Raw genomic sequence first — 26,964 nt, forward strand, 5'->3', positions numbered from 1 at the left:
ATCACGCTCAGATCCAGCCATCGGCAGCAAGGTCAACTGCCCGAATGTGCCCGTCTTTCTGCCGTCTTGGAACGCCGCAGGAAGGAGACCCGGAAGATCGACCAGCCGTTGTGCAACAGCCTTTAGAAGCGCTCCACGTCCTGCGGGCGCTCGATCGGAGCATCCCCGCGGGCGCGGGGCCGACACGGCTTTGTCCTTCGGCTGGTGTCGGCTCTACGGACCATCCCCGCGTGCGCGGGGCCAACACTTTCTGATCAGGCAATTTACTCGGCAGTGGAGCCGTTCTCATTCAGTTGCGATGACCCCACCTGTCGACTCAGTTGGGCATGGCGACACCCTGCGCGCAGGGGCATTGGGAGCATCCCTGGAGGCGCGGGGGCGACTGCACGCGCAAGGTGGCGTCGCGCTGAGCGAGCGGAGCATACCCGCGAGCGCGTGGGCGACGCGGCGGCCGCGAGCATCACCGTGGCGGTGAGAGTCCAGATCGTGGTTCCCATGCGCTGCTCAGCGGCCCCCGGCTCCCTCGGGCAACGGGTGATGATCAGCGGCCCCGGTCACCGAGCACACGGCGGGCGGCGGCGAGACGGCGGCGCCAGCCGTGTGCTCGGCGGCGGCCGCCTGGTCGGGCCTTGACCCCGGATGTTGGACACACGAGACACTGGGTCCTGGGGACCTGAGAACAGACATCTCGTGGTCGTGAAGAACTACCCAGCCGCAGAGCCGTTGCGACTGTCGGGGCCGTCACTGCTCCCGGTTGTGCAGCTCCAGTGCGTTGCCGAGGCGAGCGCGCGATGAGTCTTCTCCCCGCATGGCGGAAACGCGGATGCGTTCACCGGGCAGCAGGACGAGGAGCGTCAAGGGGCCGGTCATGCCTCGTCTCAAGGGTGCCGATGTCTCGGGAGAGGCCGGTGAGAGGCGTTCGATCTCGATGAAGTCCACTTCGCTGCTCATCAGTAGCTCCGAGATCCGTACGAGTTCCCCGTCGTCGCCGTTCGGGTCGCGCCCGGTGTGGACCAGGGATTCCGATTCGGCGACCACGGACATCGGAGCCCCGGCAAGCGCATCTTTGACGGCGGCGGGGTCCGCCATCTCCGTGCCGACGATGCCCCCGCTGAGATGGTCGGGGCGCTCCCAGGCGCCGTCCTCGCGTCGCACGGAGTAATACAGCTCTTCCGCTACGAGACCATCGCCCCTGCGGTGCAGCAGGAGGACGAAGCCGAGGTCGCCGTTGATCCAGACATCGGCGACGAGGGGAGTGTCAGCGGGGACGGTCAGGTGGTCTGCTGTCGCCTGGGCCGTGGTTGTGCCTCCTTGTTGGAGGGCGGTTCTGGCAGCCTCAGCCAGTGGTTCTCTCATGATCCCCTTGCTTTCTCGGCGCGCTGGATTCGCCGTATCGCTCACGGCGGAGTGGCGGGTGTGGCGCGCCGCGGGTGCGCGCCACACCGTTTGGAGCGTCGGGTGTGTGGGCCGGCCGGCTCATGTCGTGCGGTCCGGCCGACCCGCACGGGGAGTTACCTGGCGGCCATGCAGGAGTTGGACATGTCGGCTACATATCCGTTCCAGCCCGAGACAAGGACCGCGCCGTAGGTCCAGATCCTGGTGCCCGGTAAGACGCGATCAGCGACCAGTAGTTACGGGACAGCCCTTAACCATGCCCCCGGGAGGTCGGCGGCTCTATCAGGGAACCACGAAGAATACGGGAACGAGGTGCTATTGGCGCCGCTTTCGAGCTACGACGATGGGAGTCACTACGCAGGCCACCGCAGTGAGGAATAGTACGATCCCCAGGGCGCCTCCTGGGGTTACGCCTCGATGCCCGAGTTCCATGACGGAATCCTTTCTGTTCGTACGCGGTGCTCTACCGGCGCTGCGATCGGAAGGAGAGCCATACGGCGACGCACAGAGCGTCCACCACCAATGCCACGAGTAGCAGGGGGCGCTCGTACGCCCTGACGGCGTCGGCGAAGTCCACGAGTTCAACAGCGGTGGTGGTCATCCGGATCGTGGACGGATCGCTCTGTCCGGGGGTCCGTCATCTCCGTCAGGTCCGCGTGCAGGGCGAGGAGGTTGATGTTATCGACGGCGGCCATCGAGGGTCTCCGCAGGTGTGTGGTGGGACTGACGGCCGTCAGCAGTTCACGGCTAGATCACGACTCGGCCGTACGTGTAGATCCCATGTACGTGTCATGCATACTCTGTGCCGCCCGACTCCTCGTGCACGACGTAGTTGCCGGTCAGGGCTCCAAGGAGGCTGTCGTGGAGAACGCGTCGCCACTTCCCCCGAACGTTCCCCCGCGACCGTCCGACGCTCCTACGGCGCGCACCACGGCCAACTCGACGGATTCGCCGGACGGCTGGCGGGACGAGTACGAGAACGACCCCGAGTACCAGCGCATCCTCGCCAGGGCGGAGATGCCGTGGTGGAAGCGGCCGGTGGCCCTGTGGGGCGGCGTTGTCGCCGTTGCTGTGGGTTCGTTCTTCCTGGGTGGTGCGGTACTCGGCTCCGGCGACAGCTCGGGCACTCCTTCCCAGGATTCCTGGGTGCAGGATCAGATGGACAACCAGTCGCAGGAAGACCAGCAGCACGACAACCAGCCGGCCGGGATATCCCCCGCCCAAAAGAGTCAGATCCTGAGCAAGTACTGCAAGCAGCAGGCTGGCGGTCCGTACAACGTGTCGGAGGCTGCGCTCCTGGCGTGTCTACAGAGCTACGAGGTGACGGATCAGGGCATGGTCATGCCGAAATAGCCCAGGCCTGACGTCAGGCAGCAAGTACTTTAGTTCCGGCGGGGCAATGGCGGGGGCCAGGCACCGGGGAACGCAGCCCATATGTCGTCCGGGAAGGGCCAACGGACTCCTCACAGCAGCCCAGGCAGTCCGGCATCGACTGGTACCTGTTCACGTACTCCCCCTTGGAGCGCGGGGGCTGACCTCTTGTGGCCAGCCCGTCACCATGCTCGTGCACTCCGAGCCCCAAATGGACGACAACGAATTGCCCCGAATTTCGCAGCAGGTCGACCGAAGGTCGTTGCCCTCACACGACACGTCGGTGCGGAGGCAGGCGCTCCGACGCCGTCCACCGGACCCTGCGGCACGACGCTCATCGCGCCGGAGAGCGACTCACAGCACTCGACATATCATCAACTATTCTGGCGCCAGTCGCATAAGCCGTATCCAAGGTCAAGGACCAAGTCCCGGCGCGTGTGTGCTAAAGGCGGTCGGCTTCGGGTCGCTGCCCCCGGCTCGAAGGTGTTTTCCCGCGAAGAGAAAGCGAGCGACCGTACGTGACGGCTTTCGGTATATCTGAGGCCCCGTCACGCGAGGACGCGGAGATCGACGCCTGCTTCCGCGACGTGGCGGACATCAGCAAGGTTGCCGCTGTCTTCCTCGCCGGCTCGCCTCGTCGCCACAGTGTCCTGGCACTCTGGCATCCCGATGCGCCCCTGCCTCCCGACCACCCTGGACGGCTCCACCCCCTCAACGTCCTTGTATGGGAAGGCGATCGACTCCGGGAAGTCACGGTGGGCGCGCAGTTGCCAGTGCCCACTGAGTTCTCCGGGTGCTCCGCCCTGTCTCCACATGGACGCCGTGGCATTGGCCGCAGCACGCCAAGGATGATCGATGCCGCGGCGGCAGTTGGCAGCTCCCCGAGAGCCCGGCGCCGATCAGCGCCGTCTGAGAGCGGCCGGACATCGGGGGCCGACGGCCGTTGCGAGTAGCACAGCAAGAAGGAAGGCGCTGGCCCGCAGAGTGATCAGCGCCCCACCGGCTCTTGGCCGTTCGGATCGGTGACCACCTGCACGTTCACCCCGTGGCGGCGGTGCTTGTGGGAGTAGTCGGCCCGTCCGTCGCCGACCCGGTCGCACTCGGCGAGCGTGCCGTCCGAGGACGAACTCCGCGTCGGCCTCACGCAGGACTTTCAGCAGATCGGGGGCGCGTTCGGCGAGCAGCGGGACGACCGCGCAGGTGTAGGCATGGGCGGTGGACTCGCTGATCCCGAATCCGGCAGCAAGCTTCGCCAGGGTGATGTGTTCGCGCAGGTACACCAGTGCCACCATCGCGCGTTGAGACGGGCGGAGCTTGCAGCGCCGGTCGCCGCTGCTTCTCGCCGCCCTCGAAGAGCCTCATCTGCTTGAGACGACTCCGAACCTCATTCTGAAACGATCAGTAAGCTGCGCGCGTGCCTCCTGCTGTTTCTGATCCAGTGGGAGGAGCCCTTTGGGACGGTGATGATCGAGGCGATGGCCTGCGGCACGCCGGTCGTCGCACTCCGCCGTGGATCGGTGCCCGAGATCGTCGAGGAAGGCTTCGCCGGCTTCATGTGTGATCATCCCGCCGAACTGGCCCAGGCAATCGGCTCGGTGGACCGGCTGGATCCCCGCGCCTGCCGAGGACGAGTCCGCCGTCACTTCGACACCGATCAGATGGCGGCCGCCTATGCCGCCCTCTACCAGCAGCTTTGCTGGGAGCACCCGCGCAGCGAACCGGCCGCCGCATGGCCCCTCGTAACGTGTGGCGACAACAAGGAAGTTCCCGAGTCAGGTTGGTGGTCCGCTCGACCTCGTCGCAACGCCGGTACCGGCGCTCGCGCAGCGTCACGCCCGCGGCCGAGAACTCCCATGCGCGCGTGGGGACCAGCGCGCCGATCGCCGCTCCGAGGCCCATCGGCTCACGCCCGTTACGGCGTACCGAACGGACCAGTTTCCCCTTCGCCTTCCGGCTGCCTCCGTTAGTGCGTGCCGCCTCCACTGCGGACCGCAGCACGAGCCGGGCCAGGTCGACGCCGGACGTCTCGCTGCCGCTCATGCCGGCCTCCACGGGGTGTAGCCGAGGTCCAGGTGACCGAGACCGGCGAGGCGCTGCACGGTCGCGACGAACGACCTGGTGAACAGGCGCTGCGCGGAGTGCTCGCCGTACCGGGCGATGTGGTCGTGGACGATCTGGTGGTCGTGCGCGGCGTGGGTGCGCCAGTCGAGGACCTGCTCGCGGGTCAGGTCCTCGATGACGAGCTCCTGGTCGTCGTCGACGCCCGCGACCTCCGGGGCTGGGGTGGCGGCGGCCGGCCGGGGCGCGGGCAGCACGACCGGGGCCACCGGCGCGGCCGGGCCCTCCGCGTCGGGCTGCGCGGCCGCGGCTTTGGCACGGGCCTGAGCTGTGGCGGCCTGCCGGGCGCGGACATGGTCCCACTCGTGCGCCTTCGCCCATGCCCTGGCCGTCACGTCCTGGTGCAGCTGCTTCTCGGTCGCCGCCCGCCGCTCCGCCTCCGAGGCGCCGGGCATGGCGGCGTCGACGGCGGCCGCGACCGCGCGGCGCTGGTCCCGGCGGTCGGCCTGCTTCTCCGCGCACCGCGGGCAGTCCTGCCCGGAGTCGAGCAGCATCCGGTCGTCGCACCGCACGTCGCCGCACTGCTGACGCTGCGGCAGACCGACGCCGATCAGCCAGCCCACCGGGTCCTTAACCGGCCCGGCCAGCCGCATCTGGTCGGCCAGGCGCCGGGCGAGCCGGTCGGCGAGGACCTGCGGCGCGTCCGCGCGGCCGACGAACCCGACCACCCTGCCCAGCTCCCTGCGAGCGGCGGCCTACCGTTCCGCCTGGACAGAGGGGTGTCATAAGACTTCCGCGCCTGGAGCGCCTCCACACCGGATCGACCTCGCTGCTCCCCGCCGTCATCACGACCGTCCTGGCCGTATCACTGGCCGACCTCTCCCCCGCCCATGCCGCCGCCCCTGCGGGGACCCCGACCGTGGCCCGGGAGCAGATCGCGTGTCCGCGCGGGTTCGTGTGTATCTACCCCGACATCAACTTCAACGGCCAGCCCTACGTCAAACGCGCCGTCGACGGGTCCGTGCGGCACTTGCCCGACTACATTCGCGGCAAGGGCAGCTCCCTCATCAACAACAGCAACCGCACCGCCCACATCTACCAGAAGGACAACTACTTCGGCCGGCACGTCTGCGTCGGACGCGAGGGCAGCACCATCGGCGACCTGCGCTCCTACCAGCTCAACGACACCACCCACAGCCTCCGCAACAACGACGCCCCCTGCGGCGCCTGACCGGCCACCAACCGATGGAGAGGAGCAGTCAGCCGGTGTGTCCGGGATGGCCCCCGGTCAGCAGGGTGTTCCCTCATGTCGTCAGGTCAGGGCGCGGTCCGGCGTGGTCGGGGCTGTGATCGGATCTGTGGTTGCCCCAACCATGGCCGTGTCCGACGTCACCCAGCTGACGAACCGGGCGGGTGCGATTGAGATTGGGCCACTAGCCTGCGAGTGCCCGGCTCTGACAGGCAGCCAGGCACCGGTGGCCCTTGCCGAGCGCTTTGGACAAGGGCCACCTCCAGGGCTTCGGCCTCGCGGCGTGACGCCCTGTTCGTGGCGATCTGCTCCTATGGGCGTCCGCGGAACCTGACAGGCAAGGCTTCCAAGATCATGGAGTTTTCTACTCCCCATGATCCGAGTGGAAGACCGTGCCTGCCGACGCATCATCGCTGATCCCGCCTGTCCTTGACCAACTGCGTGAGAGTTCGCGGGTCGGACCCGAGGAGGTTCTGGGCCTGCTGGAGCGGCTGGCCGAGGTGCCCGACCCGCGTGATCCATGTGGGATGCGCCACCGCCTGGCCGTCGTGCTCGCACTGACCGCGTGCGCGGTGCTGGCAGGAGCGACCTCGTTGCTGGCGGTCGGTGAGTGGATCGCCGACGCCCCCAGCGCACGTGCTCGAACAGGTCGGTGCTTCCCCTGATCCGCGTCTGCCCCGGCGGGCTCTGCCCGCCAAGACCACGGTCCGAAGGCTCCTGGCCCGCCTCGACGGCGACGCCCTGGACCGGGCGGTCGGGAGCTGGCTCGCGGACCGCCGGCCCAAGACGACCGGGGCCGCCGGGCTGCGCGGCCTGGCCTTGGGCGGCAAGAGTCTTTGAGGCGGGGCCAAGGCAAAGGACCGCAAGATCCATCGCTCGCCGCACTGGAGCACGCCACCGGCTTGGTTCTTGCCCAGCTGGACGTCGGCGAGAAGACCAACGAGATCACCTGCTTCCAGCCGCTGCTGGACACCGTCGCCGACCTGGCCGGCACCGTGGTCACCAGCGACGCCATGCACACCCAGCGCGAGCACGCCGACTACCTCATGGGCCGTGGCGCTCACTACATCGTGATCGCCAAGGGCAACCAGAAGAAGCTCCGCCGACAGCTCAAGTCCCTTCCCTAGAAAGACAAAGACATCCCGCTCCACGGCCGCACCAAGAACGCCGGTCACGGACGCTCGGAGATCCGCCGCGTCAAGGTCGCCACCGTGAACAACCTCCTTTTCCCCGGAGCCCGCCAGGCCGTCCAGGTAAAGCGCCGCCGCACCGACTGCAAGACCGGAAAGACCACCGTCAAGACCGTCTACGCCGTCACCAGCCTCACCGCCGAGCAGGCCACCCCGGCCCACCTCGCCCGGCTCTTCCGGGACCACTGGACGATCGAGGTGCTGCACCACGTCCGCGACACCACCTTCGCCGAGGACGCCTCGCAATTGCGGACCGGCAACGCACCCCGCGCAATGGCCACCTGGCGCAACCTCGTCATCAGAGCCCTCCGGGCAGCCGGATCGAAGAACATCGCGGCCGGTCTCCGCCACAACGCCCGCGACCCCCGCCGCCCCCTCGCACTCCTCGGCCTCAGGTGATCACAAACCGGATAGTTTATGTCACTTTCGAAGCTCTGGGTCGCGGTTGAGCGCGTCGTTGTCGCAAATAGCCTCGGGGCTCGACGTGAATGGGACCTCCTCGGCGAGGACCGGGTTCTGGATGGTCTGGGGCAGGTGGGGCGGATGATGCGCCCGGCGTCGCCCCAACAGATTTGACTCAACTCCCGTCGACATAAGTCGGGGTCGAGCCACCCTCCCACGTGCGGGGATCTTTGTGATTCGGGCCGCATTCTCATGGGCTGGTCTGCATGATGGTTGCCAGGCTGGACGGTAGGACGGCAGGTTCGAGCCCTCCTGCCGTACCGCTGTGCCGAACAGCCTGCTGGTGGCCGCTCACCCACATGCCATACGGAGACGACGCATGGACGAATCGCTGACGACGCTTGCGATGGCTGGCGCGACGACCATCATGAGTGCCATGGCCACCAGTGCCTGGGCCGCCGCCCGTGCTGGGACGATCCGGTTGTTCCGTCGCTCCGAACCGGAGGACCAGCGTGCTCTCGAAGCTCGGTTGGACCGGGAAGCGGTGCTGGTGCGGCAGGAGCCGGACCCCGACTCCGCCCGCAGGGACCTGGTGGGTGGCTGGCGGCTTCAGTTGGTCGCCCTGCTTCGCGAGCACCCAGAGGCCGAAGCGGAGATCGAGGCCCTAGTGGCGTCCGTGAATGCTCAGCTGCCCAGCGAGGGAAACACGAGCTGGATCCAGAACGTTTCCGCCAAGGACCATGGCATGGCCTTCGGCGCCCAGGGCGGCAGTATCACCGTGCACCACACACCCGCCGTACCCCAGCCGATGCCCGCTCGGGACGGAAACAGTGACTGAAGCGGACGGGAGCGACCCTGTGCCTCCGGGTTCGAGGCAGGTCGTCCACGTCGAATCCGGCTTCGGCTACGGCGCGATCGGCGCGGACATCCACGTCTTCGGGGACGGCACCCCTCTCTACCTGCTGGAGCTTTGGTGCGTGCCCCGAACACCGGAGCCGAACTGGTTGCTGGAGTCACCCAGCCGCATGCTCAACGCACGTTACGAGGTGGCGGACTTCACCGGCCGCGAGGAAGACCTGACCCAGCTGTACCAGTGGCGCGACAGCCGTCCGCGTCTGGCAGCGCGATGGCTGTACGGGCCCGGCGGGCAGGGCAAGACCCGGCTTGCCGCGGAATTCGCCGCCCGGTCCGCCGACCAGGGTTGGACCGTCATCACGGCGACCCACGGCCCCGGCACCGTCCACCCGCTACCGGGGAGCCAGGACCTGCGACTGCGCCACGCCCGCGGCGTGCTCCTCATCGTCGACTACGCCGACCGCTGGCCGCTAACCCATCTGACCTGGCTGTTCAGCAACGCCTTGCTCCACCAGCCCGGCATGCCGACACGCATCCTGCTCCTCTCCCGCACCGGCGACACCTGGCCCGCCGTGCGCGCCACCCTGGCCGATCACGAGGCGAGCACCTCCACCCACCAACTCGCACCGCTCTCCTCCGACGGCTCCGAGGAACGCGCCGAGATGTACGATGCGGCGCGGAGCAGCTTCGCGGCCTTCTACGGGATAGCCGACCCCAGCGACATCCCGCCGCCCGCGCTCCTAGACCGTGAGGACTTCGGGCTGACCCTCGCCGTCCACATGGCTGCCCTGGTCGCCGTCGACGCGCGAGCCACCGGCAGCCGCCTGCCGTCGGACATGGCGGGCCTCACCATCTACCTCCTCGACCGTGAACACCTGCACTGGGCGCGCCTGCACGGTGACGGAACCCATGAGCTGAACCCGGCGGAGCGTATCTACCGGACCTCACCGCAGGTGATGAACCAGGTGGTGTTCGCCGCCGCCCTGACGGGGACCGTCCCCGCACCGACCGGCGCGGCGATGCTGCGCGACCTCGGCCTAGCGCACGATGCGCCGCAGATCCTCGCCGATCACGGCGTCTGCTACCCACCCGTCAACCCCACGATCCCCACCGTCCTGGAACCGCTCTACCCCGACCGCCTCGCCGAGGACTTCCTCGCCCTGACCCTGCCCGGGCACACCGCTGACTACCCAGCCGCCCCCTGGGCCCCGGCCACCGCAGAGACCGTCCTCACCGCAGAAACCGTACAAACCGCAGAGGCCGCGCACACGGCGAGGACTTGGGACCCCACCGGGAACGCGCCCACGGTGGGCGAGGCCGCCCCCCCGCCCTACCTCTCCCGCGCCATCCCCACCCTGACGGCGGCAGCGGAACGATGGCCGCACGTCGGTTCCGACTACCTCTATCCGCTGCTGAAGCAACACCCCCAGCTGGCCGTCCAGGCCGGCAACGCCGCTCTGCTCGCACTCGCCATGCAGGAGAGCGCCGACACCGACGCTCTGGAGGCCATTGAAACCGTGCTGCCCACCGGACCGCACGCAGACCTCGCCGGGGGCATCGCCGCCATCACGCACCGCGTCACCGGGCCGCGCATTGAACGCACCGACAACCTCTGCCTGCACGCCATGTACCGAACCGAGCTCGCTGAACGGCTGTACCGCGCCGGCTTCCACGAGGGGGCCGCCGACGTGGCCCGTGACGGTGTAGATATCTGGCGCCAACTCGCCGATGATGAACCGTTCTTCAGCGCGCGCCTCCTGGCTTCCTCACTGAACTGGTACGGCGCCTACCTCGCAGAGCTCGGCCGGCGAGAGGAGGCGCTGGAGACGGCGGAAGAGGCCGTCGCACTGAACCGTCGGCTGATCGACGGCGACTACGCCACCTCCCACGACGAGCAGAGTCTGGGAGACGCTCTGGGCAACCTCGCCACACGGCTGTCCGAAGTGGGCAGGGGGGCCGAAGCCCTTGCCGCCGCAGAGGAGTCCGCCGCCATCAGGGACCGCCTGGGCGCCGACGGCGTCCGCTTCTATGTGAGTGAGGACGCCCGCGCTCAGCTCAACCTCGGCGCGCGTCTGGCAGATCAGGGGCGTACGGAGGAGGCCCTTGCCGCGACCGAGAAAGCCGTGATCGGGTTCCGAAAGACCGTAGAGGTCAATGCGGCAGCCCACACCTTCGACCTCGCCATGGCACTGAACAACTACGGCAGCCACCTGTTCAAGGCCGATCGGCTCGCCGACGCCATCGCCGCCGCCGAGGAGTCCGTGACTCTATGGCGTCAGCTGGTCCTCAAGTGGAGCCTTGCCCACGAGCATGGGCTCGCCATGGCTCTTTTTAACCTGGGAACCTGCAAATTAGCTGCGGGACACCAGGCCGAGGCATACGCGGCCACTGAAGAATCGGCCGGGATCTACCGCAAGCTCGCCGCCGGGAACCCTGCGGCCAATGATGAGAGGCTGGCGACAGTGTTGGGCCGCGTCACCACCCTGCTGCAGGCCGAGGAACGTTACGCCGAGGCCCTGCCGATTACCACGGAGACGGTGGCCGTATGTCGTCGGCTGGTCGCGGCCGATCCTGCGGCGCACGAAGCTGGACTCGCACATGCCCTGTTCGAGCAAGGCATGATGCTTTCCGGGTGCAACCGGGAACTGGAGGCCCGGTTTGCCGTCGAGGAAGCCGTCGACATCCGCAGACGCCTGGCCGGAGCGGACCCGGCTGCCCACCTGCCGCGCCTCGCCCAAGCGCTGTACGCCTTGAGCTTGTCCAAATACAACATGCATGACGACATGTCGGACGTCCTGAACACTCTCTCGGAGAGCATGGTTATTTACCAGCGCCTCGCCGCCGCCGATCCGGAGACCTTCGCCGACACCGCGCGGGAAGTCAGAGCCACCTTCGCAGAGCTCTTGCCGGAGGCTGAGGGGCGATCACGATCCCGCCGGTTCGGCCGAGCACCGTAAGGTCCGCACCTTAACCTCACCGTCCCGCCTTGCTGCACTGGGCAGCCGTACACCGATGGTATCGCTGTCTTGCTCTACTACGACAAAGCCGCTTCCGGGCCACCCGGAACTGACTGGGTCTTCCCCGCCTCCGGCTTGGAAGTCCGTGCCCGCTGGACGTCCAGGCTGGTCCACCAAACGCAAACCGTGACCACGCACCTCAGGTGCGTTAACCGACCATGCCACTCAGCGGAGTCTGGGGGCTGCCGCCCATTAGCTCGTGCCGGGTGATGACCTGTGGTTGATCCAGGAAGGTGGTCAGCGGCGGCTGTCGGTCGGCGCGAGGAGGCTGGTCAGCTCTGCGATCGCCTCTGACGGTTTGAAGGAGCGGCGGACGTTTTCCGGCTTCTTGTGTCGGGACTTGGCCATCAGCATCAACAGGGACGCGCCCTGCTCGCCGAGGTTAGTCAGAGCGGAGTGACGGTACTCGTGCAGGTTCCAGCCCGGGCCCGGCCCGTGCTGGTCGACCTGGACGGCTTGCCTCGATCGCGAGGCGGACGTGCTGGTGACCACAGGACGTCGTAGCCGAGCTCCTGGGCGTAGGCGACGGTGTGCGTCTGGTACCAGGCCGGGCCCGTCGGCCGGGAGCCGTCCGGCGTGAACGGCGAGGGCAGGCGCGGGTCCAGCTCGGCGGAGGAAGGAAGACTCGGGGAGGAAATGCTGGCTTCATCCCTGGCGGCGCGAGAACTTTGCGAGGACCTACAACGCCGCGGTACCAACTCTAGGACCGCTGGTGTACAGAAGCACCACGGGCTCGCGGCATCCATTGTCAGAGGCGGCGGGCAGGATGAGGGCCATGACAGACGGAACGACCTGGCTCGCTGATCGGCAATCGATCGCTTTCGGGGGCTATCACGTGGTACTCGCCCGTGGGCTCTCCCCGGAGGAACTCGCCAAGCGCCTTGCCGCGGCCCTGCGGTACGACACGGAGCACATCGTCGTGCCGGTCGGGGACCACACGGGAACTTCGCTCTTGGAGCTCATGGACGACTACGACGACGTCGGGTTGCGCCTCGGCTCTGTAGGGGACTGGACATACGCGGTTGCGTACGGCGGCTGGCAGGCCGAGTTCGGACCGTTGACACCGGTCTCGCGGGACGGCGCGCATGTCTGCCTCCTGGAGTACGAGGAGGAGAACGGCAAGCCGGTGCCGCCCCAGTTCGCCTACTTCCACGATGGCCGGCTGCTGGCCGCCTTCAACCTGCACCTGGACGGGTCATGGGGCTACGAAAAGGTCGAAGGCGACCCCGATATAGCCGCTCGACTGCAGGAGCGACTGACGGCTGCCGGTCTCCCGGACCTGGAGCGGAACCGAAGGGAGGTTCACCGTGCCGCGCTTGGTGTTGTCGAGGAGTTCTTCGGGCTCGCGCTGCCGAGGGAACCGATCGTGAGTGGGACGCTGCCGACCGTTTTGCTGGAACCGGCGTGACCCGCAACCAGACTGACACAACTATCGGGTGTTGTCGCTCCTCGACAACCGTTTCCGGTTCTCACCTGCGCAGCCAGCGGGGCGAGGTCGCCGCTGATCGCACCGATCCGGCCTGTCGGGCCTGCGCGAGCCGCACTCAGTCGTCGCCCTGATCCTGGTGGGAATCTGCCTCGTCATCTTCTGCGTGGTACGGGACCGCCGGGCGAAAGAGCTGGAACAGGTGCGGTACGTGTCCGAGACCGCCCAGCGAGTGGTCCTGCCTTCGCTGCCCCGGCGGCTCGGACCGCTGCGGGCCGCCTCCCTCTATCTCGCCGCGGAGGCCGAGGCCCGGATCGGCGGGGATCTGTTCGCGGCGGTCCGTACCACATCCGGTACGCGGCTGATAGTCGGCGACGTACGAGGGAAAGGGCTGACCGCGGTCGATGACGCAGCCTTTCTGCTCGGAGCGTTCCGTGGTGCGGCCCACCGCCAGGCCAGCCTGGGAGAACTGGTGGCCTACCTCGACCGGAGCGTGTGCTGGGACTTGATGGAGCCGGGCGAGACGAGCCGCTACGGAGAACCCTTCATCACCGCCACCATCCTGGACATCCCCGACCACGGCGGCCGCGTCCAGATGATCTCCTGCGGACACCCGCCGCCGTATCAGACACCGGCCTCGATCCGCCGCCGCGGCCGGGCCCGGCTGACAGCCTGGCTGGTGTACAGCCGCCGCCTACGACGGGTGTTCTACATGTCCGCCCAGACCAGCATCATCCGCGATGGCCCGAACCGGAACTTCTACCTGAAGAAGCGAGGCGAAGGCTGCAACCACGTCCAGGCCGTCATCGCCCTGGCCCGGCGGCGCACCAGCGCCCTATGGGCGCTACTGCGCGACAACCGGGCATTCACCAGCGCCCCGCCTGCCACGCAAGCGGCTTGACTCCATCATTGAGACTCGCTCCGCTCCGCCGGGCGCCGTAAGACGCTTGGCGGTACCTCATGGCCTCCATGATGCAGCGAGCCCCGCCGCTGCGAGGTGCGCGGCGAGGCCTGGGGGTGGTGGTCGGCGTCGCGCGCCGTCAGCGATCAGAAGTCAGTTCGCGACGCTTTGATGGTCTTGCATTCGAGCTTCTTGGCGTCCTTGATCTCGTCCGCGTTCACCAGCGCACCAGCGTTCTTGTCGGTGAACTTCTGGCCCGGGGCGAGGTTCTCGGCGGTTGACATGAAGTCGTTGACCTTCTTGCCGTCGGCCAAGACCTCGCCCTCCACGAAGTACGAGTAGCGGCGGTCACCGTTGTTGGCGTAGTCGACGTGGATGGCCATCTCCTTGATGCCGAGGTCGCCGGTGACCACGTCGCACTTAGTGATCTTGAAGTCCTTCATGACCTCGGACTCCTTGGCGCCGCCGGTCTTGGACTTACCGTCGCCGACGGTGGTGGAGTCGTACGACTTGTCCAGCTCCTTACTGGCCTTGTCGACGGCGGAGAAGAACAGGGCGTTCATGGCGAAGAACATGATGATCGCTACGGCCGACGCGACGAGGCCGATGATGCCGGCGCCCTTGCCCTTGCGGACCTTGCCCGCCTTGGAGAGGCCGATGGCGCCGAAGGTGATGCCAAGGATCGCGAGCGGCCAGACGACGACGTTGAGAACGGGGATGAAGCTGACTACGACGGCGATGATGCCGAGGACGAGTGCGGTGGTGGCCAGGCCGTTGCTGCCGGGCTGCTGGGGCTCGCCGTAGCCGGGCTGCTGGGGCTGGGGCGGGTACTGCTGGCTCATGGTGCTCCTCACGGGTTTCTGCTGTGCTTGCGCGTGGGTGACCGGTGAAGGACCTGTGTGGTTGCCTCGCAGATACCTAAAGTGATTAGTTCGTGATTGAACTTTCCTGACAGGCAAAAAATTTGGCGTGCAGGGCGTGGCTGTGGTGTTTTTGGAGGTCATCGGCGGTGACGGCGGGTTCGGGCAGGGGCCTCACCTCGGCGTCGGCGGTGGTGGGCGGCCAAGCACCTCCAGGGCGCCATCGCCGCCGAGGAGCAGATGGGCAGGGAAGACCGCACTGACGAGGTCCTGGCCCATGTCACGGAGATGTCCGTCCGGCTGCTGCCGACTACGCAAGAGGCCGGGCGCGCGGCCGCCGACGGCGGAGTGCTTCGGCTCCTGGACAGGCTTACTGGGCGGAGGGCTGGCTCCACCAGCTCACTGGCCGCACGGCCCGCCGGGTGGACAAGGACGACCTTGAGAACGTGGCGTGGCTGCTGGGTGAGATCTTCGCTGCCTGGTCGCAGCGGGCTGCCGAAGCCGTCGCCGCCTACCGCGCGAGAGCGTACGGCCCACCCACCACCGCGGACGTCACCCGAGCCCTGACCGGGGTCGTGCTCTCCTTCAAGGACGAGCTGCTGCAGGACAGCTCCCTGGCCCCCGACGCCCGCGCCTACACGGAACTGCGACTGCCCATGGTCCCGAACGGACGAGGCCGCTACGGACGAGCAGACGTCGTGGTGTGGGTGTCCGGCGGGCTGAACTTCGTGATCGAGATCGACTCCGCGCCGAACCCGGCCTCCGTCGCCTGCGCCTTCCCGCTGTGGGTCCGCTTCGGCAAGGGCGGCATCGAGAAGATCGACGGCGTGATGGTCCTCGACATCCGCGACGCTGTGCACGGTGTCCTCGGGCGTGTACGTCAAAGCCACAGGAAGGACGGACTGAACTCCGCGGGCTCCGAGAGACCTTGGCCGCCTGTGCCCCGGCGGCGTGGGCGCGTGGGCGGCGGCGGACGGCAGTACGCGTCTAGCCGTACGCCCACACAGTAGCGGCCGACACTGACAATCCGACGAGAAGGAGACAGTGCAGCCCCCCAACGGCGGCGTCGGCACCCGAGGTAGCGTGCCGGGCTATGGCAGATGTGTCCTGGGCTGGGCGCTCCCAGGCAGGAGCGCGCGGCGCTTGAGTACGAATAGAGCCGGGGGTGGCTCTCCAGGAGAACAGGAACGCGCTGCAGGTTGTTAATGGCAGCCTCGGACCGCGTCGACCAGCTCGGTTCCGTGCGGCGGCCGCCGGCCTTGTGGCATCCGGGCCGTGTACTGGGGCAGCATCGCCACATGGTCAACTACGTGCCCTCACCTGACGAGGTCGCCGCCGCGCAGACCCCCAACGGCGCCTGGACGCAGAAGCAGCTTGCGGAATGGGATGTCCCCTGGCCTCCGCCCAAGGGATGGCGCAAGCACCTCGAGGCGAAGTGGCGGGGCGAGGACGTCCGGCCGTTGCCCCGTGAGGAGCCGGACCAGGACGCCTTGTTCTGACCCTGCCCTACCAACAACGCCCGGAGTAGCCGAGGGGCCCGCCGTCGTGAAGACCGGCGGACCCCCTCCGTCCCACGCGATTCCGGCCGCCGCACCGGCAACCTGCACCGGCCTAAGCGATACAGCCGCCGCATGCGCGGAGTCTTCTACCTCTCCGCGCAGACCAGCACCATCCGCGACGGCCCCAACCATGACGGTCGCGCTGGCATCACCGGGAAACCCCCGCGACGACCTAGGATGGTCGAAACATCCTGATATGTACCTTATGGTGCTGAACAGTTCACTGCGCTGCTGAACTACATGCTGAACTCTTTAGTGGGCTGCTGAACTCTTTTGTGCTGTTCAACAGCAGTGGCGGGCCGACGGCGGCGGCGATGTCGGGCCCGTGGCCCAGGACTCTGCCGGTGACCCTCCTGTCCCGGCGCCGGGGCGCCGAACTCCCCGCCGCGCGCTGGGACGCGGGGCCGTGGCGCAACACCCCCATCGCCGCGAGCTACACCAGCTCCATCACCGCGCCGGGTGAACGCCGGGCCCTCTCGACAGCGGCCATGCTGGCGGTACAGGACGGCACAGTGGTGACGTGTGCCGACGTCCTCCTGGAAGACACCGCAGCCTGGGCTGCCGTGCTCCCGGACGGCGCGGGAACGCAGTTGGGCCTCGACGAAGTGCAGGCACTGCTGCTCGCCGCGTGGGAGACCGCTGCCGAGACATTGCCCGACGCGGTCGCGGACCCGGCCCGGATGCGGTGGTGCGCGCCGCCCACCACGGAACTGTGGCTGAGGGCCGAAGGCCCCCATGATCGGCCCTCGCCCGGTCTCGGGGCGCTGATCGACCTGGAGGCACTGGACCCCGGAGAGGACGGCATCCGGCCGGAGATGGCCGTCACGATCACCGCATCGCCCACCATGCACCGCCAGGAGCGCCGGGCCGTTCTGCGCAGGGCACTGGTCCACATGGCACGGCACTTCGGTCACTGTGGGCCGAGGAAGAACTGCTGTAGAGGGGGCGGAGACGCCGGTGCCGTGGTGTCCTCCTCCGGTCCGGTCGCGCGCCTTGCGCGGTGCTTCTACGTGCGGCCGGGGCCTTGGAAGTGCTGCCGGTGGGCGGCGGACTCCTGCTGGGCGTGGTCGTGGGTGGCCGGTCGCTGAAGCCGGAATTGTTCGATGCGCCGGTTGAGCTCCTGCGGGTCCGGCGCCATCAGCGTGTCGAACCCTTCGAAGCCCAGCGTGTCGTCGTCGGTCGGTCCGCCGCGGTTCTGCCGGAGGAACCGCTGCTCGCGCTGATGCCTGGAGGGCGGCGTCCAGTGGACGTCGACCGGGTCGGCCTCGCCGCCGGCCACGCGCCCCACCCCAACCCCGACGTACGGTCCGGGATTCGGACGGACGTGCTACATCAGGTCCTTGCCTCTGATGGCGAGCCGGGGGGCGGCCAGGGCGTCCAGGGTGGTGTCGATGTAGTCGTGGCGGGCCACGAGGAGGTGGTCGGCTGTGTGTGCCATGGCGAGTAACGGCTCGCGGACTGCAGGGTCGCACAGGACGTCGGCGTGCACGGCCAGGACGCCGGTGATGCTGCCGCCCGGCTGCAGAGCTGCCTCGTCAGCGGCGGTGACCGTGTAACGGATGCCGGGCTGCAGAGCGTCGACGAGGTCGCGGATCTCGGTGTGGAGAACCCCGGCCTCGACGATCGTCAGCGGGGTGCCGGTCTCGGCCGCCAGGCGGGCGCCGGCCGCGATGAGTGGTTCCCGGCCGCCGAAGCCGCTGTCATAAGCGTGGTCGAGGTCAGACCGTGAGCGGCCGGTTCAGCGGGTGGCCCATCCCTTGATCTCAGCCGCGACGCTCCGCACGTCCAGAGCGTCGCGGCTGATACGGGCCGCGAGAGCGGCGGCCTGCTTGGGCTGCACGTCCACGATGACGCCGCTCACCGACATGTAGGAGGCGGCGACGACCGCGCCGAACAGCTCATTCGAGTGCACCAGAGCCGGGCAGCGGATGAGCTGCACCATGAGTGCGGCCGCGCGGTGATGCGCCTCGGTGTAAACGGGGGTGTCCATGACCGAGTCGACGTGCCGGGCAGCCGCAGCAGCCAGCGTGCCGAAGTCGGACACGTCGGGATCGCCGGGAAGGTGGCGGTGCGCAAGGTCCAGCAGCCATGCGCGGTCGATACGAACGATCACGCTGCGGCCGCCGACCCGCGGTCAGGGGCAGGGGTCCCGAACTCCTCGGCGAAGGCGTCCGCGAACTCGTCTGCGAAGTGCGCGCCCGCAGCAAGGAAGCGATGCCGCAGGTCGTTGCCCTCGTCGCTGAGTACCTGCTTGGCGTACTCCGGCACGGTCAGGCCTGCGGCCTCGGCCCGCGCCGCGATTCCGGCGGCGGCCTCGTCGTCCACTCGTACATTGATCTGCTTCATGCAAGGAGCGTAGCGATCCGTACACGGCGCTACAACCGATTCCTGAAAGGTGACCCGGGTCGCGCGGCAGGCGTACAGGTTGAACGACACGCAACCCGACACGTAGGCGTCCGGAACGGACAGCAAAGGGACTGGGGCAGGCGGGCACGGGCGTCCAAGCCGTCCACCCCGACCAGTATCTCGGACAGCCTTCCGAGTCCAGGCCACCGGGGGCTGGGCTTACACCAAGACAGCCGGGACGGCGTCCTCGGCCGTCCAGTCCCCCTCGAACAGGGCTGCGACCAGGCGTACGTGATGGTCGGGGAGCTGGTCGGCGCGGTGCCGGTGGCGGGCCTTGGCGAGCCAGGCGCCGAGTTTGACGGTGTCGCCGTCGACGCGGATGGTCTCGCGGGCGGCAGGGATGCGGCCCTCGCGGTGCAGGAAAAGCTCCAGCAGCTGGACGGTCTCCTCGAACGTTCGGCGGGTACGGCGGGCGGGAGCCAGCGGGTTCGCCTCGGGGGTGAGGCCGAGCGCGGTCATCAGTTGTTGCTGGCCGTCGGCAAGGGCCGACCAGGTGGTGAGCTGGCGACCCAGCCAGGAGCCGATTTTCACGCCGGCGAGGACGGTGTCACGGGTGAGGGTGGCGGGGTCGGCGCCGGTGGCGAGGTGGGCGCGCAGGAGGTGGGATTTGCGGTGCCAGTCCGCTCCGTGCGGCAGGCGCCAGTCGGGGGCGAGTGCGGTGAGGGCCTCGGCGCGGGCGGGGGTCGAGTTCGCCCTTGGTGGCGAGGTGGCGTTGTTCGGCGAGCCAGGTGCCGACGGGGGTCGTGGCGGGGGCGGCGAGGTGGCCGTGGGCGCGGTGGTAGTCGGCTGCGGCGGCGAGGCAGGAGCGCCAGGCGGCGTCGTGCTTGTCCCAGATCATGCCGAGCGCGTCGAGTTCGGCGATCCGGTGGGCTTCGAGGCGTCCGGCCTTCGCGGCGTCGCGCATGGTGGTGATGAAGGTGCCGAGCCGGTAGCCGGTGGGGTCCACATGGTCGGCCGGGACGTCGAGGTGGCCGCATGGTCGCGGTAGGAGCGGCCGGCCGCGAGCCCGAGGCGGCGGGAGCGGGAGAAGGCCGGGTCGCGGGAGTCGAAGGAGACCAGGTCCATCGCCTGGGCGATGCGTTCGGGGTGGACGGTGAAGTCGAAGTGCCAACAGCGGGCGATGACGTCGCTGGTCTCCTTCGGCAGGCGGTTGGCCTTGTCGGGGAGGCGTTCGAGGATGCGGTGGTCGTGGCTGGCCAGCGAGCAGGCGATCGCCCAGACGGGTTCGTAGGCGGTGCCGAGGATGTTTTCGCCATCTGCGCCGGGCGGGATGTAGACGGGGACGATGAGGCTGGCGGTCTTGCCGGAGACGTCCAGGCGCCCCGCATCCGCCACCTCACCCTCGCCCTCCCCCCGCAGCACGCCGCCCGCCTCTTCTCGGCCCAGGAAGAAGGCGCCACCGAAGACCAGCTTCGCCAGATCGCCGCCGAGGCCCCTGGGCGAGGTCTACTTCCGCGACAACGGCCACCGCGCCCACGGCCTCGAAGTCGAACTCACCGACCTGCTCGACCTGGAATTCGAGCTGTAGTCGGCCACGGGACGTGGCCCGACGGCTCCGGCGAGGTGCGCCGCACCCCGTTTCAGGGAACTCGGCGGCCAACGACAGGGAGACAGGAAGGAAACCCCATGTCCAAGCCCCCGCTGCCGCCCGCGGCCGAAGAGATGCTGCGTCACCCCAACCCGTGCGTGATAGCCACCCTGCGCAAGGACGGCGCCCCGGTGACCACACCCACCTGGTACCTCTGGGAGGACGGCCGCGTCCTCCTGAACATGGACGAGGGCCGGGTCCGCCTGGAGCACCTGCGCCGCGACCCCCGGGTGTCCCTCACCGTCCTCGACCGGGACGACTGGTACACGCACGTCACCCTCATCGGCCGGGTGACCGACATACACGAGGACAAGGGCCTGGCCGACATCGACCGCCTCTCCACGCACTACACCGGACGGCCCTACCCGGACCGGGGGCGCACCCGGTTCAGCGCCTGGGTCGAGGTCGAGCGCTGGCACGGCTGGGGCGCGCACAAGGACACCGACCAGGCAGGGTGAGACCCGGTGGAGGGCCGGGATCACCGGCCCGCGCGCACCCACACGCCCCCGGCGAAGGATCGGGATCACCGGCCCGCGCGCACCCGCCCGCCCCCGGCGAAGGATCGGGATCACCGGCCCGCGCGCACCCGCCCGCCCCCGGCGAAGGATCGGGATCACCGGCTCGGGGGCACCCGCCCGCCCCGGGCAGCGGGTCCGGCACACCGCCGCTCCGCATGTCCGGGCACCCGTAGCCGAACGGAAGGCCCGACACGTGATCGACGAAACCCATGTCGCAGAGCTGCTCCCCGCGCGGGACGACGACGCCGGGCTGATCCTGCTCGAGGGCACGGCCCAGGTGGTCGACGCTGCCTCGCTCACGCAGGAGGACCACGCGGGAGCCGCGGTCCTCCTCACCCAGGCGGAGCTGGTGGACCGCCTGGGCACGGTGGACCGGAAGCAGGAAAGAGCGTCGGGAGAACTGTGACAGCAGGAGTGTTACGGACCGTGCCGCCGGCCGGGGAGCTGACCGCGTCGCTGATCGGCCGGGTCGCGGACCGCTACGGCCTGCCCGCCGCCAGCCTGATGCGGCTGTGGACGTGCCGCAGCTCCCCCGCCCGCAACGATGGCGGCGGCGTGCGAGCCGACGCGGAGATCGTGCTCAACGAAGCGCGGGGTTGAGCCGACGGTGCCGGCCCGGGCCCTGCCCGCTTTCACCGTGGATGATCCCAAGATCAGCAGCGGGGCCGTCCGACCGCCGGTGAGGGGGCCTCAGGAGCCGTACAGCGCTTCGATGTCGGCCGTGTACGCCTGCACGATCGCGGCGCGACGCAGCTTCAGCGACGGCGTCATGAGGCCGTTGGCCGTGCTGAACTCGTTCGGGATGATCCGGAACGCGCGGATCGCCTCCGCCTGGGAGACCGCCGCGTTCGCCATCGTCACGGCCCGCTGGATCTCGCCACGCAGTTCCTCGTTGACCGGCGCCTCACCGGTCCGGGCGTGCTGCTGTGCGCGAAGCCGGCACCAGTGCTGGGACGCCTCGGGATCCAGGGTGATCAGCGCCGCGATGAAGGGACGGTTGTCGCCTACGACGAGGCACTGGGAGATCAGGGGATGTCTCAGCAGCCGCTCCTCGAGCACCCGGGGATTGACGCTCTTGCCGCCATTGGTGATGAGGATGTCCTTCTTGCGTCCGGTGATGACCAGGAAGCCGTCGTCGTCCAGCCGGCCCACGTCGCCCGTCGCGAACCACCCGTCGCGCAGCACCGACCCGGTGGCCGCCGGATCGCCGAGGTAGCCGGAGAAGACGACGTCCCCGCGGACCCAGATCTCCCCGTCCCGTGCCACGTGGACGGAGCAGCCGGGCAGGGGTCTGCCGACGGTCCCGAAGCGGGGCCGGCCCGGTGGCTGGCTGGTCACGGCGGCGGTCGTCTCGGTGAGCCCGTATCCGTCGTGGATGGTGACCCCGGCTCCGGCGAAGAACAGGCCGAGTTCCCGGTCGAGACTCGAACCGCCGGAGGTGGCATAGCGGACCCGGCCGCCGAGGACGGCCCGCAGCCGCCCGTACACCAGACGGTCGAAGACGGTGTGCGATGCCTTCAGCAGCGGTCCGGGCCCCGAGCCCTCGCCCCTGTCCCGGCGCTCCACTTCCTCGGCGTAGCGCACCGCGACGTCCACGGCCCGGTCGAAGAACGCCTCCCGGCCGGCTGCTTCGGCCGAACGCCTGGCCGACTGGAAGATCTTCTCGAAGATGTACGGCACGGCGAAGACGTACGTCGGCCGGAACGACGCCAGGGCGGGCAGCAGCGCGGCGGGGGACAGGTCCGGCTGATGCCCCAGCCGGATGCCGCCGCGCATGCAGAGGACCTGCACTATCAGGCCGTAGATGTGGGAGAGGGGCAGGAAGGCCAGAACGGCCGGCTGCTCACCGGGCTCGGCGAGGACCTCCCGCCAGCCCGCGTTCAGGGTGTCGCATTCGGCCGCGGCACCGGCGTGGGTGATCAGGCAGCCCTTGGGGTGGGGGCCGGTGGTGCCGGAGGTGTAGGCGATGGTGGCGACCGAGCCCGGCTGCACTGCCCTGCGGTACTGGTGCACCACGTCGTCGGGGATGCCCCGGCCCGCGTCCGCCAGCCACTGGACGCAGTTCGCGTCCAGTTGCCATATCGCCCTCAGCAGCGGCAGTTGGTCGCAGACCGCCCCCACGGTCATGGCATGGTCCTCATGTTCCACCACGACGGCCACCACCTGCGCGTCCGACAGGATCCAGCGGACCTGGTCCGCCGAGGAGGTGGGGTAGACGGGGACCACCTGGGCGCCGATGGACCACAACGCGTAGCTGAAGAGCGTCCACTCGTAACGGGTGCGGGACATCACGGCGACGCGGTGACCGAACTGGATCCCGCCGGCCAGCAGCCCCTTGGCCAGCGCCAGGACCTCGTCGCGGAACTCGGCCGCGGTGACCGCACACCACCTCTGCTCGTCCAGGGGGTCGCGCCGCGCCAACTGCTCCAGTTTCGGGTCGCGTTCCGCCACCTCGTACACCGAGTCCGCAAGGCCTCCCGCCGACAGGGTTTCCACCAGTGCCGGAAGGCTGAAGTCGCGCACGCTACCCCCATGATGAGCCGTTCACCGTGCCCGCCTCGCAGCGGGGCAGGGGCGCAACATACCGGCCGTCATCGCGGGAGCCTAGGTGCTGTCCGCCGATTCTCGTTGCATTGGTGCGCGGTGTCCGGTGCCGGGGGTTCTCCCCCGCCGTTCAGGCCTCCCCACCACTGGTGCTGTGATCCCGGGCAAAGCGGCAGCACCTGCAGGCCGCTTGCCGGGAGGCGCGTTTGAGACGAGAAGATCGACGGCTGCTCCCCGGACGCGCGCCGTCTGCGCTTGTTCTTTCCCGGCTTGCAGGGGTTCGCCGTGAGGGAACCCCCTTTGTCCTCACCCTGTCTTCACCGTGTCTTTGATCTTGCAGTCAGAAGGGTTGCCGGATGTTCTGACTCTGGCTGAGCGTTCTAACTCAGGGCGCGGTGGGGCTCGCAGCCAGGGCCTCAATCACGGGATTGAACATGCTTTTCCGCCTGCGTTGGCGCTGTCTTAAATGCAAGATTTATCGCGTGCGTAAAAATTTGCGTGTCCGCGCACTTGAGGCCTTGTCTGACAAAACGGTCATGGCAACAGTTTTTATGACCGGAGGCCCTTGCCCCGGTTGGGGAAATCTCGGAGAGGTACTGAAGGTCGCTTGCTGCATCCAGCGATGCCCTGGCACGGTCCAAGCCACGAGGGGAAGCCCGACCGGCACACCGTGCGGGGCAGGGCGAAACACCACCTCGACGCTGCCTTTCCCATCGTGACCCGCTTAGCAGCGCGGCCACCAACCGAAGGACAGATATGCAACGGTTACTTCCCAAAGCCGGCGTCGTCCTGGGTGCTGTGGCACTGACTGCCACCACGCTGATGATCGCCAGTCCCGCCAACGCGGCGTACTCCGACTGTCCTGCCGGGGCGCTGTGCGCGTACCTGGGCACCAACGGCGCGGGAGACCCCGGGACGGTCTACGGCGACAACACCAATCTGTTGCAGTACAACAAGTTCAACAACGCCGAGTCGCTGTACAACAACGGAAACAACTGCGACGTCCGCGTCTACTCCGGCCTGAACTACACGGGTTCGGTCGCCCTGGCCCAGCGGGGCTGGTGGTACTCCCCCCTGTACAGCCCGTGGAAGGACAACGTCGCCTCTAACCGCTGGTGCTGAGCCGATACCACGGGCGGCTCACTTGCCTGGCGCTGATCACCGCGCTGGCTACGGTCGGTTGTTCCTCTTCTGAGGAGCCCGACCGCAAGCCCGCAGCCCCCGATGTCCGCCCGCTTTCGGGAGCGACCGCGTTCAGCCACGTCGACTCTGTACGCCTACACAACCGCGAGGAGCGTGCCGTCACCGCCTGCATGACCGCCCGTGGCCAGCAATACACGGCACAGCCGGCGATCGCCTCCGCACGCGGCGAGGAGACGAACCCGTACGGACTGCTCACCCCGCAGCGAGCGGCGGCGGACGGTTACGGCATCGTCGGTGAATACCTCCATCTGCGGTCCACGCCGCTACCTACAGGTAAGCCGCGTACGAAAGCCTGGCAGCAAGCCCTGACCGGAACCGCGGAGCAACGGGTGACGCTGCATCTCCCGGGCGGAACCAACGTCCAATACTCCACAGACGGCTGCATCGCCCAAGCGAACGCGGAAGTTTATGGACCTGACTGGAACACGCTGGAACCGATCACCATGAAACTGGCGAATTCGGTCCTAGCCACGGTCGAGGAAGAACCCGCCTACCGTAAGGCGCTCCAGCGCTGGTCAGCCTGTATGAGGAAATCTGGGCATCCGGCAGTGGACCTTCAGGCCGCCCGTGCGCCGTTCAACGCCCGTCTGCCCACGGCAGCAAAGGACGAAGAGGAATTGCGGGCGCTGGGTCGTGACGAGATCGAAGCCGCGAACGCCGACGCCCGGTGTCAGAGGGAGATCGGGTTGGCCGAGGCCGTCGCGGGCGTCCAGCAGAAGGTCGAGCGGAAGGTGCTCACGGCGGATAACCGGGAGACCATCGCCCGCTATCGGCAGGCCAAGGAGCGGGCGCTTAACGAGGCCGCCGAGTGAGGTGCGAGACGCTCCCTGGTGCCTACTCTTGAGAGCAGGAAGCGACCCCGGCAACCCCATGCCGGGGATCGTTTCAGCGCCCGCGAGGGCTACTCCGCTCTGGCGGCCGCCACAACCCGGATCCAAGGGGTCGCCCGCGTCGGGCGCACCGGTGCGGTGCGGAGCATCGGGTGCGGAGCATCAGCGCGCGCGAGTGCCAGGCATCGTCGGGTGGTGCGGCGCACCGGGGGCGGTGCGCACCACAGTGGAGTCCATCGTCATCCAGCGCACCAGAGGGGAGTCCACTCGGTGGAGTCCATCGGGTGGGCTCCACTCGGTGGACGACGCCCGGCATCGTCACCACAGCCAGGCGTTGGAGTGCCGCAGCCGGGACAGGGCGCGGGCGTCGCGGCGCGCGGCCGTGTTGCCGATCCGGTTCTGCCGGGAGCGGGGCCGGCGCGACTGCGAGGGGCGAGGCGGCGCTTGCCGGCGTCCTGGAGCCGTCGGCCCTGCTTGCGCAGCTCCTGCTTCTTCGCGGCCTTGGACTTCGGCTTCCGGGGGCGCTTCCAGATCGGCTGCCACCCCAGGGGCTCATCAGGCTCGGGCTCCTGGTCCTCGTGGAGCGCGGCGACCATCTTCGCGCGGGCCGCGTGGGCGCGTGCGAGGGCGTCGTCGGGGTTGGGCGTGCTTCCGGGGCGCTCATGCGACTCCCCTGCGGTCCGGCCCGGTGGGTGCTGGATGCCTGGCTGCGGGGCTGTGTCCGGGGCGGGCTGCGGCCGACGCCCATCACATAGGGAGTGAGAGCAGCCGTACTGGCCCTGAGGGCCACCGGGCATCGTCGCGCAGGGGCGTCACCATGGTCCGCAGCGGCATGGTCACGAGGCGGCCTTCGGGTTGTTCGACGAGTACGTCCTTGTCGAGCGGGTGCCATCCGAGGCGCTGGTAGAGCGACACGAGGGGAGGCCGGCAGAAGAGGAGTGCGTGTTGAGGACCCATCGTTCGGGCGTGCACCAGGGCAGCTGTGACGACGAGGCGAGCGAGGCCCTGACCTTGCATGCCGGGTGAGACGGCCACCCCGCCGACGCCCACCACCTCTGTCTCGGCGTCACCGATCGCAACAGGCAGCCGCAGCAGGCCGGCGTGTGCCACGAGGCGGCCGTGGTGCCGGATGCCGAAGTGCTCTTCTTTCGGCAGCCAGGCAAGACCGGTCCAGGCGACACCGAAGGGATCATCGCTGTTGCCAAGGATCTCCTCCTGGTCCGCCTTCGTGTACTGGGTGAGCCGCACCACCGTCGGTGCCACAGCGGATCGGTTCTCAGACATTCCCACATGATGATCTCTCCGCCGAGCACTGGCCAAGCGATTCCCCAGCCGATCTGTGCCGTCCAGAGCAGGGAGTTCAGGCCACGGGGGCATGGTTCGCTTCCGGGGCCGGAGCCCTTCCTCGGCGCCGTGATGATGGCCGAATCTTGCCGAAACTGTTATAGCCTCCGCATTCCGTCACACACTGCGGGGTTGGGCTGCAGGGTGTGGTTCGTGCCGCCGACCGGCTGCACCACCCGCACAACGCACCCACCAGCCTCGTGGTTTCGATGCACTGCGCCAGGGGCTGGTGCGCGCACGAAGGGGGA

General features: G+C 68.5%; 28 protein-coding genes and 7 pseudogenes. 22 read left to right on the top strand and 13 right to left on the bottom strand.

What is annotated here, in order from left to right:
• Positions 1-741: 741 nt before the first annotated feature.
• A complete protein-coding gene (locus E5082_RS29955; protein ID WP_135794395.1) occupies positions 742-1,356 on the bottom strand; it encodes a hypothetical protein in 615 nt (204 codons plus the stop codon).
• Between the two features lie 502 nt (positions 1,357-1,858).
• Positions 1,859-1,996, bottom strand: a complete 138-nt coding sequence (locus E5082_RS32535) for a hypothetical protein (RefSeq protein WP_167514181.1) — start codon at positions 1,994-1,996, stop codon at positions 1,859-1,861.
• Between the two features lie 260 nt (positions 1,997-2,256).
• Here E5082_RS32535 and E5082_RS29960 point away from each other — a divergent pair, with 260 nt between their 5' ends.
• Positions 2,257-2,748 (top strand): hypothetical protein, encoded by a 492-nt coding sequence (locus E5082_RS29960; RefSeq protein WP_135794396.1) that lies wholly within the window; start codon positions 2,257-2,259, stop codon positions 2,746-2,748.
• A gap of 1,024 nt (positions 2,749-3,772) precedes the next feature.
• Here E5082_RS29960 and E5082_RS29965 read toward each other — a convergent pair.
• Positions 3,773-4,097 (bottom strand): annotated as a pseudogene (locus E5082_RS29965) (helix-turn-helix domain-containing protein); the annotation flags it as partial.
• 132 nt (positions 4,098-4,229) lie between these two features.
• Between E5082_RS29965 and E5082_RS33140 the strand changes: the two are divergent.
• Positions 4,230-4,733 carry a glycosyltransferase gene (locus E5082_RS33140; protein ID WP_350884932.1) on the top strand — a complete coding sequence of 168 codons (504 nt, stop codon included), beginning with the start codon at positions 4,230-4,232 and terminating at the stop codon, positions 4,731-4,733.
• 69 nt (positions 4,734-4,802) lie between these two features.
• On the opposite strand, the gene E5082_RS29980 is transcribed toward E5082_RS33140, so the two are convergent.
• Positions 4,803-5,552, bottom strand: a complete 750-nt coding sequence (locus tag E5082_RS29980; protein ID WP_135794397.1) for a hypothetical protein — start codon at positions 5,550-5,552, stop codon at positions 4,803-4,805.
• 191 nt (positions 5,553-5,743) lie between these two features.
• Between E5082_RS29980 and E5082_RS29985 the strand changes: the two genes are divergently transcribed.
• From E5082_RS29985 to E5082_RS30000, 6 genes and pseudogenes are all read left to right on the top strand, one after another.
• Positions 5,744-6,055 carry a peptidase inhibitor family I36 protein gene (locus tag E5082_RS29985; RefSeq protein WP_244321645.1) on the top strand — a complete coding sequence of 104 codons (312 nt, stop codon included), beginning with the start codon at positions 5,744-5,746 and terminating at the stop codon, positions 6,053-6,055.
• A 545-nt stretch (positions 6,056-6,600) separates the two neighbouring features.
• Entirely contained in the window at positions 6,601-6,738 is a 138-nt protein-coding gene (locus E5082_RS33145) for a transposase family protein (RefSeq protein ID WP_244321658.1), read from the top strand.
• Positions 6,710-6,913 carry a transposase family protein gene (locus tag E5082_RS33150; protein ID WP_244321660.1) on the top strand — a complete coding sequence of 68 codons (204 nt, stop codon included), beginning with the start codon at positions 6,710-6,712 and terminating at the stop codon, positions 6,911-6,913. The genes E5082_RS33145 and E5082_RS33150 overlap by 29 nt, the downstream gene beginning before the upstream one ends.
• A gap of 62 nt (positions 6,914-6,975) precedes the next feature.
• Positions 6,976-7,506, top strand: a pseudogene (locus tag E5082_RS33155) (ISAs1 family transposase); the annotation flags it as partial.
• 538 nt (positions 7,507-8,044) lie between these two features.
• The gene (locus E5082_RS29995; protein WP_135794399.1) at positions 8,045-8,503 is read left to right on the top strand and encodes a hypothetical protein; all 459 of its coding nucleotides are present in this window, start codon (positions 8,045-8,047) and stop codon (positions 8,501-8,503) included.
• A complete protein-coding gene (locus E5082_RS30000; RefSeq protein WP_135794400.1) occupies positions 8,496-11,477 on the top strand; it encodes a tetratricopeptide repeat protein in 2,982 nt (993 codons plus the stop codon). The genes E5082_RS29995 and E5082_RS30000 overlap by 8 nt, the downstream gene beginning before the upstream one ends.
• A gap of 297 nt (positions 11,478-11,774) precedes the next feature.
• On the opposite strand, the pseudogene E5082_RS30005 reads toward E5082_RS30000, so the two are convergent.
• Positions 11,775-11,972, bottom strand: a pseudogene (locus tag E5082_RS30005) (site-specific integrase); the annotation flags it as partial.
• Positions 11,973-12,312: 340 nt separating this feature from the next.
• On the opposite strand from E5082_RS30005, the gene E5082_RS30015 reads away from it, so the two are divergent.
• The 3 genes and pseudogenes from E5082_RS30015 to E5082_RS30025 form a co-directional block, all read left to right on the top strand.
• Positions 12,313-12,945 carry a DUF6461 domain-containing protein gene (locus tag E5082_RS30015; protein ID WP_135794402.1) on the top strand — a complete coding sequence of 211 codons (633 nt, stop codon included), beginning with the start codon at positions 12,313-12,315 and terminating at the stop codon, positions 12,943-12,945.
• 139 nt (positions 12,946-13,084) lie between these two features.
• Positions 13,085-13,585: pseudogene (locus E5082_RS30020) on the top strand (PP2C family protein-serine/threonine phosphatase); the annotation flags it as partial.
• Positions 13,586-13,645: 60 nt separating this feature from the next.
• Positions 13,646-13,864: pseudogene (locus E5082_RS30025) on the top strand (IS110 family transposase); the annotation flags it as partial.
• A 146-nt stretch (positions 13,865-14,010) separates the two neighbouring features.
• On the opposite strand, the gene E5082_RS30030 reads toward E5082_RS30025, so the two are convergent.
• A complete protein-coding gene (locus E5082_RS30030; RefSeq protein ID WP_244321647.1) occupies positions 14,011-14,706 on the bottom strand; it encodes a DUF4190 domain-containing protein in 696 nt (231 codons plus the stop codon).
• Positions 14,707-15,146: 440 nt separating this feature from the next.
• On the opposite strand from E5082_RS30030, the gene E5082_RS30035 reads away from it, so the two are divergent.
• The 5 genes and pseudogenes from E5082_RS30035 to E5082_RS30055 all read left to right on the top strand — a co-directional run bounded on the left by E5082_RS30035 (position 15,147) and on the right by E5082_RS30055 (position 18,012).
• Positions 15,147-15,734 carry a hypothetical protein gene (locus E5082_RS30035; protein WP_135794404.1) on the top strand — a complete coding sequence of 196 codons (588 nt, stop codon included), beginning with the start codon at positions 15,147-15,149 and terminating at the stop codon, positions 15,732-15,734.
• A gap of 288 nt (positions 15,735-16,022) precedes the next feature.
• Complete coding sequence (locus E5082_RS30040; RefSeq protein ID WP_135794405.1) at positions 16,023-16,223, top strand: hypothetical protein; 201 nt, start codon at positions 16,023-16,025, stop codon at positions 16,221-16,223.
• A gap of 69 nt (positions 16,224-16,292) precedes the next feature.
• Positions 16,293-16,412 (top strand): annotated as a pseudogene (locus E5082_RS30045) (IS110 family transposase); the annotation flags it as partial.
• Between the two features lie 215 nt (positions 16,413-16,627).
• Entirely contained in the window at positions 16,628-17,371 is a 744-nt protein-coding gene (locus tag E5082_RS30050) for a hypothetical protein (RefSeq protein WP_135794406.1), read from the top strand.
• A 395-nt stretch (positions 17,372-17,766) separates the two neighbouring features.
• Positions 17,767-18,012, top strand: a complete 246-nt coding sequence (locus E5082_RS30055) for a hypothetical protein (protein ID WP_135794407.1) — start codon at positions 17,767-17,769, stop codon at positions 18,010-18,012.
• A gap of 9 nt (positions 18,013-18,021) precedes the next feature.
• On the opposite strand, the gene E5082_RS30060 is transcribed toward E5082_RS30055, so the two are convergent.
• From E5082_RS30060 to E5082_RS33170, 5 genes are all read right to left on the bottom strand, one after another.
• Positions 18,022-18,396: a fic family toxin-antitoxin system, toxin component gene (locus E5082_RS30060; RefSeq protein WP_135794408.1), complete on the bottom strand. Its 375-nt coding sequence runs from the start codon at positions 18,394-18,396 to the stop codon at positions 18,022-18,024.
• On the bottom strand, positions 18,393-18,629 hold the full coding sequence (locus tag E5082_RS30065) for a UDP-N-acetyl glucosamine 2-epimerase (RefSeq protein ID WP_135794409.1): 237 nt from the start codon (positions 18,627-18,629) through the stop codon (positions 18,393-18,395). The genes E5082_RS30060 and E5082_RS30065 overlap by 4 nt, the downstream gene beginning before the upstream one ends.
• 219 nt (positions 18,630-18,848) lie before the next feature.
• Positions 18,849-19,220 carry a helicase associated domain-containing protein gene (locus E5082_RS33160; protein WP_244321648.1) on the bottom strand — a complete coding sequence of 124 codons (372 nt, stop codon included), beginning with the start codon at positions 19,218-19,220 and terminating at the stop codon, positions 18,849-18,851.
• A gap of 16 nt (positions 19,221-19,236) precedes the next feature.
• The gene (locus E5082_RS33165; RefSeq protein WP_244321649.1) at positions 19,237-19,635 is read right to left on the bottom strand and encodes a helicase associated domain-containing protein; all 399 of its coding nucleotides are present in this window, start codon (positions 19,633-19,635) and stop codon (positions 19,237-19,239) included.
• The gene (locus E5082_RS33170) at positions 19,524-20,051 is read right to left on the bottom strand and encodes a hypothetical protein (protein ID WP_244321661.1); all 528 of its coding nucleotides are present in this window, start codon (positions 20,049-20,051) and stop codon (positions 19,524-19,526) included. Before E5082_RS33170 ends, E5082_RS33165 begins: the two co-directional genes overlap by 112 nt.
• Between E5082_RS33170 and tpg the strand changes: the two are divergent.
• From tpg to E5082_RS30090, 4 genes and pseudogenes are all read left to right on the top strand, one after another.
• Positions 20,010-20,217: pseudogene (tpg, locus tag E5082_RS33175) on the top strand (telomere-protecting terminal protein Tpg); the annotation flags it as partial. The gene E5082_RS33170 and the pseudogene tpg sit on opposite strands and share 42 nt — an antisense overlap.
• A 98-nt stretch (positions 20,218-20,315) precedes the next feature.
• Positions 20,316-20,735 carry a PPOX class F420-dependent oxidoreductase gene (locus E5082_RS30080; RefSeq protein ID WP_135794410.1) on the top strand — a complete coding sequence of 140 codons (420 nt, stop codon included), beginning with the start codon at positions 20,316-20,318 and terminating at the stop codon, positions 20,733-20,735.
• A 253-nt stretch (positions 20,736-20,988) separates the two neighbouring features.
• Positions 20,989-21,201, top strand: coding sequence for a hypothetical protein (locus E5082_RS30085; protein ID WP_135794411.1), 213 nt, complete (start codon positions 20,989-20,991; stop codon positions 21,199-21,201).
• Positions 21,198-21,395: a hypothetical protein gene (locus E5082_RS30090; protein WP_135794412.1), complete on the top strand. Its 198-nt coding sequence runs from the start codon at positions 21,198-21,200 to the stop codon at positions 21,393-21,395. The genes E5082_RS30085 and E5082_RS30090 overlap by 4 nt, the downstream gene beginning before the upstream one ends.
• A gap of 90 nt (positions 21,396-21,485) precedes the next feature.
• Here E5082_RS30090 and E5082_RS30095 read toward each other — a convergent pair whose 3' ends face one another.
• Positions 21,486-23,318, bottom strand: a complete 1,833-nt coding sequence (locus tag E5082_RS30095; RefSeq protein ID WP_135794413.1) for an AMP-dependent synthetase/ligase — start codon at positions 23,316-23,318, stop codon at positions 21,486-21,488.
• A gap of 819 nt (positions 23,319-24,137) precedes the next feature.
• On the opposite strand from E5082_RS30095, the gene E5082_RS30100 reads away from it, so the two are divergent.
• Positions 24,138-24,461 (top strand): peptidase inhibitor family I36 protein, encoded by a 324-nt coding sequence (locus E5082_RS30100; protein ID WP_244321650.1) that lies wholly within the window; start codon positions 24,138-24,140, stop codon positions 24,459-24,461.
• Positions 24,455-25,354, top strand: coding sequence for a hypothetical protein (locus E5082_RS30105; protein WP_135794415.1), 900 nt, complete (start codon positions 24,455-24,457; stop codon positions 25,352-25,354). The genes E5082_RS30100 and E5082_RS30105 overlap by 7 nt, the downstream gene beginning before the upstream one ends.
• Before the next feature lie 765 nt (positions 25,355-26,119).
• Here E5082_RS30105 and E5082_RS30115 read toward each other — a convergent pair.
• Entirely contained in the window at positions 26,120-26,656 is a 537-nt protein-coding gene (locus E5082_RS30115; protein ID WP_135794416.1) for a GNAT family N-acetyltransferase, read from the bottom strand.
• Positions 26,657-26,964 lie beyond the last annotated feature (308 nt).

Origin of the sequence: Streptomyces griseoluteus (genome assembly GCF_004784465.1) — a bacterium.
In the GTDB taxonomy this organism is placed as follows: domain Bacteria; phylum Actinomycetota; class Actinomycetes; order Streptomycetales; family Streptomycetaceae; genus Streptomyces; species Streptomyces griseoluteus.